13 protein-coding genes are annotated in these 13567 nt (G+C 68.5%); 10 read left to right on the plus strand and 3 right to left on the minus strand.

Features of this window, described 5'->3' with window-relative positions; all coding sequences use genetic code 11:
* The first annotated feature begins 4 nt into the window (after positions 1 to 4).
* Positions 5 to 583 carry a DUF4337 domain-containing protein gene (locus AC1DW3_RS22305; RefSeq protein WP_477934993.1) on the plus strand — a complete coding sequence of 193 codons (579 nt, stop codon included), beginning with the start codon at positions 5 to 7 and terminating at the stop codon, positions 581 to 583.
* A gap of 4 nt (positions 584 to 587) precedes the next feature.
* On the opposite strand, the gene AC1DW3_RS22310 is transcribed toward AC1DW3_RS22305, so the two are convergent.
* Genes AC1DW3_RS22310 through AC1DW3_RS22320 form a run of 3 tightly spaced genes read right to left on the minus strand, consistent with a single transcriptional unit; the run spans position 588 to position 3984 of the window.
* Positions 588 to 2987, minus strand: coding sequence for a hybrid sensor histidine kinase/response regulator (locus AC1DW3_RS22310; RefSeq protein ID WP_477934995.1), 2400 nt, complete (start codon positions 2985 to 2987; stop codon positions 588 to 590).
* Positions 2988 to 3011: 24 nt separating this feature from the next.
* The gene (locus AC1DW3_RS22315) at positions 3012 to 3614 is read right to left on the minus strand and encodes a response regulator (protein ID WP_477934997.1); all 603 of its coding nucleotides are present in this window, start codon (positions 3612 to 3614) and stop codon (positions 3012 to 3014) included.
* Positions 3615 to 3618: 4 nt separating this feature from the next.
* Positions 3619 to 3984 (minus strand): Hpt domain-containing protein, encoded by a 366-nt coding sequence (locus AC1DW3_RS22320; RefSeq protein WP_477934999.1) that lies wholly within the window; start codon positions 3982 to 3984, stop codon positions 3619 to 3621.
* Positions 3985 to 4202: 218 nt separating this feature from the next.
* Here AC1DW3_RS22320 and AC1DW3_RS22325 point away from each other — a divergent pair, with 218 nt between their 5' ends.
* The 9 genes from AC1DW3_RS22325 (at position 4203) to AC1DW3_RS22365 (ending at position 13567) form a co-directional block, all read left to right on the plus strand.
* The gene (locus AC1DW3_RS22325) at positions 4203 to 5900 is read left to right on the plus strand and encodes a methyl-accepting chemotaxis protein (RefSeq protein WP_477935001.1); all 1698 of its coding nucleotides are present in this window, start codon (positions 4203 to 4205) and stop codon (positions 5898 to 5900) included.
* A 91-nt stretch (positions 5901 to 5991) separates the two neighbouring features.
* Entirely contained in the window at positions 5992 to 6924 is a 933-nt protein-coding gene (locus AC1DW3_RS22330) for a LysR substrate-binding domain-containing protein (protein ID WP_477935003.1), read from the plus strand.
* A gap of 127 nt (positions 6925 to 7051) precedes the next feature.
* Complete coding sequence (dctP, locus tag AC1DW3_RS22335) at positions 7052 to 8062, plus strand: TRAP transporter substrate-binding protein DctP (protein ID WP_477935005.1); 1011 nt, start codon at positions 7052 to 7054, stop codon at positions 8060 to 8062.
* A gap of 7 nt (positions 8063 to 8069) precedes the next feature.
* On the plus strand, positions 8070 to 8645 hold the full coding sequence (locus tag AC1DW3_RS22340) for a TRAP transporter small permease (protein WP_477935007.1): 576 nt from the start codon (positions 8070 to 8072) through the stop codon (positions 8643 to 8645).
* Positions 8642 to 10003, plus strand: a complete 1362-nt coding sequence (locus AC1DW3_RS22345; protein WP_477935009.1) for a TRAP transporter large permease — start codon at positions 8642 to 8644, stop codon at positions 10001 to 10003. The genes AC1DW3_RS22340 and AC1DW3_RS22345 overlap by 4 nt, the downstream gene beginning before the upstream one ends.
* Positions 10004 to 10013: 10 nt before the next feature.
* On the plus strand, positions 10014 to 11678 hold the full coding sequence (mdcA, locus tag AC1DW3_RS22350; RefSeq protein WP_477935011.1) for a malonate decarboxylase subunit alpha: 1665 nt from the start codon (positions 10014 to 10016) through the stop codon (positions 11676 to 11678).
* Between the two features lie 10 nt (positions 11679 to 11688).
* A complete protein-coding gene (mdcC, locus tag AC1DW3_RS22355; protein ID WP_477935013.1) occupies positions 11689 to 12006 on the plus strand; it encodes a malonate decarboxylase acyl carrier protein in 318 nt (105 codons plus the stop codon).
* Positions 12006 to 12866 (plus strand): biotin-independent malonate decarboxylase subunit beta, encoded by an 861-nt coding sequence (locus AC1DW3_RS22360; protein WP_477935015.1) that lies wholly within the window; start codon positions 12006 to 12008, stop codon positions 12864 to 12866. Before mdcC ends, AC1DW3_RS22360 begins: the two co-directional genes overlap by 1 nt.
* Positions 12866 to 13567, plus strand: a complete 702-nt coding sequence (locus tag AC1DW3_RS22365) for a biotin-independent malonate decarboxylase subunit gamma (RefSeq protein ID WP_477935017.1) — start codon at positions 12866 to 12868, stop codon at positions 13565 to 13567. Before AC1DW3_RS22360 ends, AC1DW3_RS22365 begins: the two co-directional genes overlap by 1 nt.

The following is a 13567-nucleotide window of genomic DNA, read 5'->3' on the forward strand; positions in this document are numbered from 1 at the left end:
CCCCATGTCCGGACACGGCTTCCACGTCCACGGCCCTCACGACCACGAGTTGGAGCACGCCGCCCAGCACGAGCCCAAGGGCTTTGCCGGCAAGCTGGCCGTCATCACGGCCATCCTGGCCACCGTCGGTGCCTTCTTCTCCTACACGGGTGGCGTGACGCAGGTGAACGCCGCCCTGTACAAGAACGACGCGGCCATCAAGAAGACCGAGGCCAGCAACCAATGGGCCTTCTTCCAGTCCAAGAGCAGCAAGCAGAACCTGTCAGAGCTGGCCCTGGACCTGAGCAACAACGAAGAGCAGAAGGCCAAGTACCGCGACAAGATCGCGCGCTACGAGAAGGAAAAGAACGAGATCAAGCTCAACGCCGAGAAGCTGGAGGCGGAGTCCAAGCATTTCGACGAGATGAGCGCCGAGCAGATCCATCTGCATCACCGCTGGGCCCAGGCGACGACGGCCCTGCAGGTTTCCATCGCGCTGGCCGCCATCACGCTGCTGACCAAGAAGCGCTGGATGGAGTGGGCGACGATCGTCGCCGGCCTTGTCGGCATGGCCCTGGGCGGCGCGGCCTGGATGCACGTCTGAACCTTCAGGCGGTGGCGGCCTCCCGGGCCGGCATCCAGCGCGCCATGCACTGCGCCAGCAGCTCCGGCTCGATGGGCTTGGAGAGGTAGTCCGACATCCCCGCGGCCAGGCATTTCTCGCGTTCACCGGCCAGCGAATTGGCCGTCATCGCGATGATGGGCAACTCGCGGCAATCCGGCAGCTGGCGGATGATGCCGGTGGCCTCGAAGCCGTCCATGCCGGGCATCTGGACGTCCATGACGATGGCGTCGAAGCGGTGCCGCTTCAGCTGCTCCAGCGCCTGGATCGCGTCGTCGGCAACCAGCACCTCCAGCCCGAAGGCGCCAAGCAGTTCGACGGCCACCAGCTGGTTGATGTCGTTGTCCTCGACCAGCAGCACGCGCCCGCTCAGCTGGGCCACCGGCGCAAGCTGCTGCGGCGCCGGCTCGTAGGTGGCGAGACCGCCCCTGACGATGACGCCATACAGCGTGTCCAGCAGCGTCGAGGGCGTCACGGGCTTCTGCAGCAGGCCGTCGGGTGCGTGCTCGGGCATGGCCGCCTCCACCACGTCGCGGTCGTAGGCCGACACCATGATGAAGGAGGCCGACGACAGCGAGTCGTAGCCCCGCAGCGCATCCACGACGGCGAAGCCGTCCAGGTCGGGCATGCGCCAGTCCACCAATGCGACCGCGAAGTGCTGGCCCTTGGCCTGAGCCACGCGGGCCACCTCCAGCGCCTGCGTGCCCGAAGCGGCTTCGACGACGCTCATGCCGAAGGAGCGCAGCATGGCCACCATCGTCAAACGGGCGGTGAAGTTGTCGTCCACCACGAGGGCGTTCATACCCTTGAGCATGTGGCGCGTCGCGCCGGCCCGCTCCAGTGCCTCAGCGGCCGGGGTTGCGCCGGCGGCGGGCTCCCGCAGCGCGACCGAGAAGCTGAAGGTGCTGCCATGGCCCGGCGTGCTCTGCAGCTCGATGTTGCCGCCCATCAGCGCGACGATGCGCTGGCTGATCGCCAGGCCCAGACCGGTGCCGCCATGCTTGCGCGTCGTCGAGCTGTCAGCCTGGCTGAAGGCATGGAAGAGCTGCGGCTGCGCCTCCACGGGGATGCCGGCGCCCGTATCCCGCACCGAAAACCGGATCGCCGGCGCGGTCGACTCATCGGCCGAGCCATCCGCCACGCGCGCGACGCTGATGCAGATCTCGCCCTGGCTGGTGAACTTCACCGCGTTGGCCGACAGGTTCAGCAGCACCTGCTTCAGGCGCAGCGCGTCGCCAAGCAAGGCGTTGGGCACGCCGTCGCCGCGGCAGACCACCAGCTCCACGGGCTTGTCGCCGATCAGCGTGTTCAAGGCCGTCGCGATCTCGTCGAAGACGGGGTCGAGCTCGAAAGGCGCGCTCTCCAGTTCCAGCTTGCCGGCGTCGATCTTGGAGAAATCGAGGATGTCGTTGATGAGGCGCAGCAGCGACTTGCCTGCGCCCTGGATCTTCTCCAGGTAGTCACGCTGGCGGGTGGTCAGCGTCGTGCGCAGCACGATGTGGGTCAGCCCGAGCACGGCATTCATCGGCGTGCGGATCTCGTGGCTCATGTTGGCCAGGAAGTCGGCCTTGGCCCGGCCGGCCTGCTCGGCCGCGTCACGCGCCCGCACGAGGTTCTCGCGGCCGGTGGCCAGCTTATCCGTCATGCGGCCCAGCGCGTTCTGCAACTGGCCCAGTTCGTCCGTCCGCGGACTGGGCTGCTCGGGATGCAGGTCGCCGTCGGCGACGCGGTTGGCCAGCGCCAGGCATTCCTCGACCGGCTGCAGCACCGAACGCAGGGCCCGGGCATAGCTCAGTGCGGCCGCGAACAGGAAGACGAAGGCCAGGGCCAGCAACGCCCAGACGCCGTCACGGCGCGTACGGTCGAAGGCGGCCACCGCCAGGCTCTCCTCGTGCCGCCCCGCGGTGACCACGGCGTCGATGGCCCGGCGATGGGTCTCATAGACCGACTGCACGCCAGCGAGTTCCGCACGCGCCCGGGCCGCGTCGCCCGCCTCGGCCGCAGAAATGACGCGAGCCGCGCCGTCGAACATCTGCTGGCTGGTGCGCGCCACGTCGCCGGCGATCAGCCGCTGCAGCTCCGGCGGTCCGCCGGCCGTCCAGGCGGCGAGCTCGCGGCGGCTTTCCGCGGCCAGCCGCTGCAGCTCGGCCCGCCCGGTCGCGACCGGCAGCGTGCCCTCGACCGTCTGCGACAGCACCAGCCGGGCTTCGATCAGATAGAGCGGCGGCGGCAGCACATTGGCCACCACCGCCGAGGAGTCCTGCGCCTGGGCCGCGCTGCGCCCCAGCGACTCGAAGCTCCACAGCGCGAAGGCCAGCACCGCGAGGATGGTGACGACCGCCGTCAAGCCGATCGTGTACAGGGATGAGCGCAGGGTCTTGAACATGGGTGGGGGATCGCTGGATGGGGCTCAGCGCGCACCGTCGACCACGGCCTTCAGAATTCGGATGAAGGCGACGGGATCGACGATGGGCTTGCGCATGTACTGGACGGCGCCGGGCAGTTCACCGCGCTGCGCCAGTTGGCGGGGCGTCAGGCTGGTCACGGCCACCAGGGCACGCGGACTCTGGCCTTCGCTGGCGGCGAGCTGCCTGAGCATCTCGAGGCCGTCCATATGGGGCATCTGGATGTCGGTGATGACGACATCCGCCTGTGTCTTGCCTATGGCCACGAGGCCGACAAAGCCGTTGTCGGCCACCGTCACCGACGCCCCCGGAAACGCCTCATCGACCAGAGCGGCGAGCAGGTCGCGATCGTCCGGGTTGTCGTCGACGATGACGATGTTGAGGGCCGCCTCGGCAGGCGCCGGCCCCACGGCCGCTCCGGAATGCCGGCTGATCAGTTCGTCGGCGCTGTCGGCGTCGATGCGGCGATGGCCGCCCAGCGTCTTCCAGGCCAGCAACTGGCCCGCGTCCACCCAGCGCTGCACGGTGGGAATGGACACGCCCATGCGCTTGGCGACATGGGCGGTGGAGTAGGAGCGGCGCTCCGGGGGGCTGCGGGTCTCGGGCACTTGACTACTTCCTTTGGGCAATGGCGCGCAGATCGACCTCGCCGCGCGCATAGGACTCCAGCACGCCGACGACGCAGCGGTGCTCCAGGGCAAAGGCGTCCAGCAGGCGGCTCAGGCCGACGCTGTCCGTGCCGTCATCGGCGCCCTCCTGCAGGGCCTGCGCGGCGGCGGACAGCCGACTGGCGCCCAGCGTGCCGGCGGTGGACGTCAGGTCGTGCGAGACCTTGCGCAAGACCTCGAGGTCGCCGCGGACCAGGGCCGCCCTTGCCCGGTCGGCGTCGCCGACGCGGGTGTCGAGGAAGCGGCGCGCGATGCGGTCGTAGAGCTCGACGCGGCCCAGGCAACGGCGCAGCCCCTCTTCGAACGACACGCTTGGCAGGTCCTCTGGCACAGGCTCCTCACGACAGCACCTCGATGGGGCAATTGTGAGGCGCGAGGACCGGATACGGCCCAATTCTCTTCATTTAATGCAGTAGGTGTGATTTATTTACTTTGTTTGTTTCATTCAATTTGAATGACACTGCAGGTAACCGATACGAGGCCAGCACCCGTGCGCAACCTGCCTCACACCGCCTGAAGGAGATCGACATGAACTTCCTGAGCAACCTGACCGTCCGAGGCAAGCTGGGCGCAGCCTTCGCCGCCGTGCTGGCCCTGATGGCCTTGCTCGCGGCGCTGTCGTGGCTGCAGATGTCCAACATCTACGAGCAGACCGACAAGATCCTGGTCTACCGCGTGGCGGGTGTGCGCGACAGCGGCAGGATGGCCACCACGGCGACCCGGGTCCGCACGCGCGAATACCGCGTCGCCGTCAGCCAACCCGACGAGTACGCCGCGGTGCTGGAGCGCTACAAGGAATCGGTGCGGGCCTTCGACAAGGCCAGCAAGGACTACTCGGACTTCCTCCTCGACGCCCAGGAGAAGCAGCTCTACGAGGCGGCGGCCAAGGCATGGGCCACCTACGCCAGCGCGGCCGACAAGGCGCTGGACCTGGCCAAGCAGGGGCAGCGCGAGGAGGCGATCACCGCCGTCGCGCAGACGTCCAAGCTGTTCGACGAGGCCCAGACCGCCATCGTCGCCCTGGTCAGCTTCAACGACGACGGCGCCAAGGCCGATGCCAGCCAGGCCCAGGCCCAGTTCAGCAAGAGCGGCGTCTACCTGGCCGTGACCCTCGGCCTGGCGACGCTGGTGGCCATCGGCCTGGGCTTCACCATCTCCCGCGCCATCACCCGCCCGCTGAACGAGGCGGTGCGCCTGGCCGAGGCCGTGGCCGGCGGCGACCTGTCCCAGGACATCACGGCCCAGGGCCGCGACGAGATTGCCAAGCTGTCCCAGGCGCTGGGCCAGATGGTCGTGAAGCTGCGTCACATCGTGTCGGACGTCCGCCACGGCGTGGAGTCGGTCTCGACGGCCGCCACGCAGATCTCGGCCGGCAACACCGATCTCAGCCAGCGCACCGAGGAGCAGGCGGCCAATCTGCAGCAGACCGCCGCGTCGATGGAAGAGCTGACCTCCACCGTGCGCCAGAACGCCGACAACGCCCGCGCGGCCGCGCAGCTGTCGCAGAACGCCCGTGAGGTCGCGACGCGTGGCGGCGAGGTGGTGCACAACGTCGTCACGACGATGGAGGCCATCACCGAAAGCTCCAAGCGCATCGCCGACATCATCGGCACCATCGACGGCATCGCCTTCCAGACCAACATCCTGGCGTTGAACGCCGCCGTCGAAGCGGCCCGGGCCGGCGAGCAGGGGCGCGGCTTCGCCGTCGTGGCGGGCGAGGTGCGCACGCTCGCGCAGCGCAGCGCCCAGGCCGCCAAGGAGATCAAGACGCTGATCGGCCAGAGCGTCGAGAAGGTGGACGCCGGCTCCCGGCTGGTCAGTGATGCCGGCAAGACCATGCACGAGATCGTCGCCCAGGTGCAGCGCGTCAACGACCTGGTGGGCGAGATCAGCTCGGCCAGCCACGAGCAGACGCAGGGCATCGAGCAGGTGGGCAATGCCGTCACCCAGCTGGACCAGGTCACCCAGCAGAACGCTGCCTTGGTGGAGGAGTCCGCCGCCGCGGCCGAGAGCATGAAGCACCAGGCCCAGAAGCTGTCCCAAGCGGTGGCGGTCTTCAACGTCGGCGCCTTGTCAGCGGCGCATACGGAGCCGGCCGCCAGACCGAAGGCCAAGGCTGCTGCACCTGCTGCCAAGCCGGACAAGCCGCCCGCCCGCCCCTTCACGCCGCGCGCACCAGCCCTTGCAGCCGCGGCCGAAGCCCAAGGCGACTGGTCGTCCTTCTGATGACGCCCGCCGACAGCCGGCGTCAAGGTCGCGCACGCAGGCTGACGATGCGCCGCCCGCGCGCGCCGGGCACTCGCTACGATGCTCCGTCATGCTCAACCGCATCGACGAAGAGATCACCTTCCGCAAGCTGGAGATCCTGCTCGCCTTCATGGAGAGCGGCAATCTGGCGCGGGCGGCGGAGCGGCTGGGCATCAGCGCCGTCAGCGTGCACCGCGCATTGCATTCTCTGGAGACGGGTACGCGCTGCAGCCTGTTCCGGCTCGAAGGCCGCAACCTGCAACCCACCGACGCCGCCCATGCGCTGGCCGATGTCGCACGCGAGGTGCTGCAGACCATGGCCCATGGCATCCGCGCGACGCGCGAGATCGCTGGCTATGCCGCCGACCGAATTCGCATCGGATCTCTCTATTCACTGACCAGCGTCACCGTGCCGGCCCTCATCATGGGCCTGCGCCTGCGCAAGCCCGACATCCAGACCGAGTTGGTGCTGGGCTCCAACAACGACCTGCTGCGCAAGCTGCGCGAGGGCAGCGTGGACGCCACCGTCATGGGCCATCCCGAAGGCGCGAGCGACGTCGAGTCGCAGCTGCTGTTCGAGGACGACATCTTCTTCGCCGCGCCGGCCGACTCGCCCTATGCCCAGCAGCCCGAGATCGACCTCAGCGCCTGCGCCGACGAGCGCTTCGTGTCGCTGAACGAAGGCTATGTGACCCACGACCGCTTCATCGACGCCTTCCGCGTGGCCGGCTTCGATCCCCATGTCGTCATGACGACCAACGACATCTTCTCGCTGATGAACCTGGTGGGCGGCGGCATCGGCTGCACCGTGCTGCCGGGTCGCATCCGCGGCGTGCTGCCGCGCAACGTGGTCCTGGTGCCTTTGCAGCCGCGCTTCCAGATGCGCCAGAAGATCAGCGTCGTCTTCCTGCGTACGCGCGAGCGCGATCCCAACCTGCTGTCGCTGCTGGCCGCCTGCCGCAGCCACTCGGCGGAACTCCAGGCCGCCAGACCCCTAGGTTGAACAAGGGTTAACCCACGATCCTTGCAGCCGGCGTAAACGTCATCCGGCGGGGTTGATTGATCGTCCAGGGGGCCGCTCCCACACTGCGGCCGCATACCGTCACTGATGGCGGACTCTGGAGACAAGCATGACCCTGACCCGACGCGATTGGCTGGCCGCGACCGCCGCTGCCACTGCCTGGCCCACCGCTTTCGCCCAGGCGGGCAGCCTGAAGATCTCGCACCAGTTCCCCAGCGGCACGCTGACCGAGGGCGACTTCCGCGACCGCCTATGCCGCAAGTTCGCCGCCGAGGTCGAGAAGCGCAGCAGCGGCGCGCTGAAGGCCTCGGTCTACCCGGGCTCGTCGCTGATGAAGACCAACGCGCAGTTCTCGGCCATGCGCAAGGGCGCGCTGGATATGAGCCTGGTGCCGCTGTCCTATGCCGGTGGCGAGGTGGCCGAAACCAATGCCGGCCTGATGCCGGCCCTGGTGCCCAGCTACGAGCAGGGCGCGGCCTGGAAGACCGCCGAGGTCGGCAAGCTGCTGTCCAAGGTGCTGGACGACAAGGGCGTCATCATCGTCAGCTGGGTCTGGCAGGCCGGCGGCGTGGCCAGCCGCGCACGGCCGCTGGTGACGCCGGATGACGCCAAGGGCCTGAAGGTGCGCGGCGGCAGCCGCGAGATGGACATGATGCTCAAGCAGGCCGGCGCCTCCGTCATCACGCTGCCGTCCAACGAGATCTACGCGGCGATGCAGACCGGCGCCATGGACGCCGCCATGACGTCCTCCACCAGCTTCATCTCCTTCAAGCTGGAGGAGATCGCCAAGCACCTGACCTCGGGCCGCCAACGCACCTACTGGTTCATGTTCGAGCCGCTGATGATCTCCAAGGAGGTCTTCAACAAGCTGCCCAAGGCGCAGCAGGACATCGTGATGGCCGTCGGCGCCGAGATGGAGGTCTTTGCCCGCGAAGCCGCCAAGGCCGATGACCAGGCGGCGGCTGCGATCTACGCCAAGGCCGGCGCCAAGGTCTATGACATGGACGAGCCGACGCTGAAGAAGTGGCAGGCCATCGCACGCGACACCGCGTGGAAGGACTTCGGCGAGAAGAACGAGTCCTGCGCCGCCATCCTCAAGGCCGCTCAGAAGCTGCTCTGAGGCCGACATGAGCCACGGTTTTGAAATGCAGCCGGCGGTGGTCGCCGGCATCGACCCCGACACACCCGCGCTGCTGCGGCCCGTCGCCCGGGCACTGAACTTCGTCAACCACGCCATGGTGGTGCTCGGCATGCTGGCCCTGCTGGTGGCGTCCTGCGTGCTGACCTACAGCGTCGTGTCGCGCTATGTGATGAAGGCGTCCACCGACTGGCAGGACGAGGCCGCCGTGTTCTGCCTGGTCGGTGCCACCTTCCTGTGCGGCGCCTTCGTGCAGGCCTTGCGCGGCCACGTCGGCATCGAGGCCATGGCCGGCCTGCTGCCGCGCTCGCTCAACCGCCTGCGCCTGATGCTGGTGGACCTGATGTGCACGGCCTTCTGCGCCTTCTTCGCCTGGAAGTCCTGGACGCTGTTCCACGAGGCCTGGGCCGAGGGCCAGACGACGTCGTCCTCCTGGGCGCCGCCACTGTGGATTCCCTACGGCCTGATGGCCCTGGGCATGACGCTGTTGAGCCTGCAGTTGCTGGTGCAGCTCACGGCCCGCATCAACGGCCTCTTCAAACCTGCACAAGGAGCAGCAGCATGAGCATGCTTTTACTGGGCTCGCTGTTCGGCGTCGTCACGCTGCTGTTCATGTTCTCGGGCGCGCCGATCGCGTTCGCGCTCGGCAGCGTCGCGGTGCTGTTCATGGCCATCTTCATGCCGGCCTCGGCACTCGACACCGTCACCCAGAACGTCTACGAGGAGATGGCCAGCATCACGCTGCTCTCCATTCCCCTCTTCATCCTGAAGGGCGCGGCCATCGGCAAGTCACGCGCCGGCCAGGACCTCTACGCCGCCATGCATGTGTGGATGGGCCGCATCCCCGGCGGCCTGGGCATTGCCAATGTGTTCGCCTGCGCGCTGTTCGCGGCCATGGCCGGCTCCAGCCCGGCGACCTGCTCGGCCATCGGCAGCGCCGGCATCCCGGAGATGCGCAAGCGCGGCTACTCGCCGGGCTTTGCGGCCGGCATCATCGCGGCCGGCGGCACCCTGGGCATCCTGCTGCCGCCGTCGATCACGATGATCCTGTATGCAGTGGCGGCCGAGCAGTCGCTGGGCCGGCTCTTCCTGGCCGGCATCATGCCGGGCGTGCTGCTGGTCGCGCTGTTCGCCACCTATGCGGCCTTGCGCTACCGCAAGGAATATGCGCTGGCCGAGGCCGAGTACAAGCGCACCGGTGCTGCCTCGGCCCTGCTGGCCAACGAGACCTTCACGAACCGCCAGAAGTTCGAGATGCTGCCGCGCGTCGTGCCCTTCGTGCTGCTGCTGATCGGCGTCATGGTGGCGCTGTATGGCGGCTTCGCGACGCCGTCGGAAACCGCCGGCCTGGGCGCCCTGCTGGCGCTGGCGCTGATCGCCATCATCTACGGCGTCTGGCGCCCCAAGGACGTGGCGCCCATCCTCACGTCGACGCTGAAGGAGTCGACCATGCTGATGTTCATCATCGGCATGTCACTGCTGTTCTCGTACGTGATGAGCTATCTGCACATCAGCCAGGCGACGGCGGAGTGGATCGTCGGCATGCAGCTGTCCAAATGGGTGCTGCTGGCGGCGGTGCTGCTGATGGTCATCCTGCTGGGCTTCTTCCTGCCGCCGGTCAGCATCATCCTGATGACGGCGCCCATCATCCTGCCGCCGCTCAAGGCCGCGGGGTTCGACCTGATCTGGTTCGGCATCCTGATGACCATCGTCATGGAGACCGGCCTCATCCACCCGCCGGTAGGCCTGAACATCTTCGTCATCAAGAACATCGCGCCCGACATCGACCTGCGCGACATCATCTGGGGCGTGCTGCCCTTCGTCGTGCTGATGCTGCTGGCGGTGCTGCTGATCTGCATCTTCCCGGGCATCGCGACGGCGCTGCCTGACCTGGTGATGGGCGTCGCCGCCAAGGCGCACTGAGGAGCTGACGATGAACGCTCCCGCCTGGAATCTGCGCGACCGCCAGCGTCGTGAGCGCCTCGCTCGAGCCGCTGAAGTCAGCGGCGTGCAGGGCCGACGCGTCGCCACCGAGGCCATCGTGCCGCTGCTGGAGGCCGTGCTGCAGCCCGGCGACCGTGTCTGCCTGGAAGGCAATAACCAGAAGCAGGCCGACTTCCTGGCGGAGTCGCTGACCCAGGTGAACCCGCAGCGCGTGCGCGACCTGCACATGGTGCAGTCGGTGCTGGCCCTGCCCGAGCACCTGGACGTGTTCGAGAGCGGCATCGCCAAGCGGCTGGACTTTTCCTTCTCCGGCCCGCAGGGCGCGCGCCTGGCCAAGCTGGTCAGCAGTGGCGGCATCGAGATCGGCGCCATCCACACCTACCTGGAACTCTTCGCCCGCTACTTCGTCGACCTGACGCCCAAGGTGGCCCTCGTGGCCGCGCATGCCGCGGATGCGCAAGGCAATCTCTACACCGGCCCCAACACCGAGGACACGCCGGCCATCGTCGAGGCCACGGCCTTCTCGGGCGGCATCGTCATCGCCCAGGTCAACGAGATCGTGGATGTCCTGCCACGCATCGACATCCCCGCCGACTGGGTGGACTTCGTCGTGCAGGCGCCGCGCCCCAACCTCGTCGAGCCGCTGTTCACCCGCGACCCGGCGCAGATCAGCGAGATCCAGGTGCTGATGGCCATGATGGCCATCAAGGGCATCTATGCCGAGTACGGCGTGCAGCGCCTCAACCACGGCATCGGCTTCGACACGGCGGCCATCGAGTTGCTGCTGCCTACCTATGCCGAGTCGCTGGGGCTGAAGGGCAAGATCTGCAAGCACTGGGCGTTGAACCCGCACCCAGCGCTGATCCCCGCCATCGAGGCCGGTTGGGTCGAGTCCATCCACTCCTTCGGCTCCGAGCTGGGCATGGAGGACTACATCCGCGCCCGCTCCGACGTCTTCTTCACCGGCGCCGACGGCAGCCTGCGCAGCAACCGCGCCTTCTGCCAGGCGGCCGGCCATTACGCCTGCGACCTCTTCATCGGCTCCACGCTGCAGATCGACCTGCAGGGCAACAGCTCCACCGCGACGCTGGGCCGCATCACCGGTTTTGGCGGCGCCCCCAACATGGGCGCCGATGCGCGCGGTCGCCGCCACGCCAGCCCCGCCTGGCTGAAGGCCGGCCGTGAGGTGCGCGATGGCCGGCCGGGTGCCGCCGGCACGCCACGCGGCCAGAAGCTGGTGGTGCAGATGGTCGAGACCTTCCGCGAGCACATGCAGCCGGCCTTCGTCGAACGCCTCGATGCCTGGACGCTGCAGGAGCAGGCCGGTATGGCCCTGCCGCCGATCATGATCTACGGCGACGACGTGAGCCACATCCTGACCGAGGAAGGCATTGCCAACCTGCTGCTGTGCCGCAGCGACGAGGAGCGCGAGCAGGCCATCCGCGGCGTGGCCGGCTACACGGCGGTGGGCCTGGCGCGCGACGCGCGCATGGTGGAGAACCTGCGTGACCGTGGCGTCATCAAGCGGCCTGCCGACCTCGGCATCGACCCGCGCGACGCCACGCGCAACCTGCTCGCCGCACGCAGCATGCGCGACCTCGTGCGCGCCTCGGGTGGCCTCTACAGCCCACCCAAGCGTTTCCGCAACTGGTGAGGAGGAGAAGATGACCACCCCTGGCCTCGAAACCCTGGACTACGCCCTCACCGGCACGCGCCCGGCCGGCAATTTCACGCCGGTGCTGGTCGGCGTGGTCGGCTCCGGCAATCTCGAAGTGCTGCTGGAACCCGCGGCCGGCAGCGACTGCCGCGTCCACATCGAAACCTCGGCGCGCGGCTTCGGCACTATCTGGTCGGCCGTCGTCAGCGACTTCCACCAGCGCCACCAGCTCGCCGGCGTGCAGCTGTCCATCCACGACATGGGCGCCACACCCGCCGTCGTCAGCCTGCGGCTGGACCAGGCCGCGCAGGAGCTGCAGCCATGATGTCTTCTTACGCAGAATGCTCGGCGCGCGAACGCTTGGCCATGGTCGTCGATGCCGGCAGCTTCCATGAATGGCTGCCGCCTGCGATGCGGCTGACCAGCCCTCATCTCGCCCAGCTCGGCGTGCCCTCCTCCTTCGACGACGGCGTGGCCATCGGGCGCGCGACGTTGGCAGGCAGCGAGGTCTTCGTTGCCGCGCAGGAAGGCCAGTTCATGGGTGGCGGCGTCGGCGAGGTGCATGGCGCCAAGCTGGTCGGCCTGCTCAAGCGCGCCCTGCGCGACAAGCCACGCGCGGTGCTGCTGCTGGCCGAATCCGGCGGCGTGCGCCTGCATGAAGCGAACGCCGGCCTCATCGCCGTCTCCGAAGTCATGCGCGCGCTGCTCGATGTGCGCGCGGCCGGCATCCCGGTCATCGTGCTGATTGGCGGGGCCAACGGCTGCTTCGGCGGCATGGGCATCGTCGCGCGCTGCGCCGACCACATCGTCATGAGCGACCTCGGCCGCCTGGCCATGTCCGGCCCCGAAGTCATCGAGGCCTCGCACGGCGTCGAGGAGTTCGACTCGCGTGACCGAGCGCTGGTCTGGCGCACCACCGGCGGCAAGCACCGCTGGCTGAGCGGCGACTGCGACGTGCTGGTGGAAGACGACGTCGCCGCCTTCCGTGAGGCAGCCATTGCGGCGCTGGATTCAGCGCGGCCGGTCACGCTGGACTTGCTCGAAGTCGAGCACGCGCGGCTGGCCGCCCGGCTGGACTTCGATGGCGCCGAAGCCACCGCGCTGTGGTCCGCCATGGGCGTGCAGAACGCTGCCCGCGTGCCCGATCTCGACGTGGCCGGTGTGCTGGCCCTGGGAGCCCACTGATGGACTGGCAGACGCTTGCAACCCAGCTCTTCGGCGCTGACCACGGCATCGAGCGCGACGGCGATTGCCTGCGCGGCGAGGTCGAGTTTGACGGCGAACCCCTCGCCGTCATTGGCACCACAGCCCACGCCCCCATCGGCGTGCAACTCGCGCTGGTGCAGGCCCGCGCCGTGCTCGACACGATGGCAAACCACCCCGGCCGCGCCATGCTGCTGCTGATCGACACCCAAGGCCAGCAGCTGCGCCGCCGCGACGAACTGCTGGGCATCAACCGCGCCATGGCCCATCTCGGCATGTGCATCGACCTGGCCCGCCGCCGCGGCCACCGCGTGCTCGGCCTCGTCTACGACCAGGCGCTGTCGGGTGGTTTCATCACCTCCGGGCTGATCGCCGACGCCTGCGACGCCCTCCCCGAGGCCGAGATCCGCGTCATGCGCCTGCCGGCCATGGCCCGCGTCACCAAGCTGCCCGAGGCGCTGCTGGCCCAGCTGTCCGAGTCCAACCCGGTGTTCGCGCCAGGGGTCGGCAACTATGTCGCCATGGGCGGCGTGCGCCGGCTCTGGCAGGGCGACCTGGCGCAAGCCCTTCGCGAGGCGTTGGCGGACGCGCCGACCGCGGACCGCCGCGCCGAGGACGGTGCGGCGCGCGGTGGCCGCCACCTGGCCGCCAGCGTCATGCAGCGCGTGCTCGACGCGGCCTGA

This window comes from Roseateles sp. P2_H4, from assembly GCF_056403315.1.

Bases quoted from the DNA above. Each gene is read 5' to 3' on its own strand.
- AC1DW3_RS22360 (WP_477935015.1), top strand. From the start codon at position 12,006: ATGTCTTCTTACGCAGAATGCTCGGCGCGCGAACGCTTGGCCATGGTC.
- mdcA (WP_477935011.1), top strand. From the start codon at position 10,014: ATGAACGCTCCCGCCTGGAATCTGCGCGACCGCCAGCGTCGTGAGCGC.
- AC1DW3_RS22310 (WP_477934995.1), bottom strand. From the start codon at position 2,987: ATGTTCAAGACCCTGCGCTCATCCCTGTACACGATCGGCTTGACGGCG.
- AC1DW3_RS22305 (WP_477934993.1), top strand. From the start codon at position 5: ATGTCCGGACACGGCTTCCACGTCCACGGCCCTCACGACCACGAGTTG.
- AC1DW3_RS22345 (WP_477935009.1), top strand. From the start codon at position 8,642: ATGAGCATGCTTTTACTGGGCTCGCTGTTCGGCGTCGTCACGCTGCTG.
- dctP (WP_477935005.1), top strand. From the start codon at position 7,052: ATGACCCTGACCCGACGCGATTGGCTGGCCGCGACCGCCGCTGCCACT.
- AC1DW3_RS22340 (WP_477935007.1), top strand. From the start codon at position 8,070: ATGAGCCACGGTTTTGAAATGCAGCCGGCGGTGGTCGCCGGCATCGAC.
- AC1DW3_RS22330 (WP_477935003.1), top strand. From the start codon at position 5,992: ATGCTCAACCGCATCGACGAAGAGATCACCTTCCGCAAGCTGGAGATC.
- AC1DW3_RS22325 (WP_477935001.1), top strand. From the start codon at position 4,203: ATGAACTTCCTGAGCAACCTGACCGTCCGAGGCAAGCTGGGCGCAGCC.
- mdcC (WP_477935013.1), top strand. From the start codon at position 11,689: ATGACCACCCCTGGCCTCGAAACCCTGGACTACGCCCTCACCGGCACG.
- AC1DW3_RS22365 (WP_477935017.1), top strand. From the start codon at position 12,866: ATGGACTGGCAGACGCTTGCAACCCAGCTCTTCGGCGCTGACCACGGC.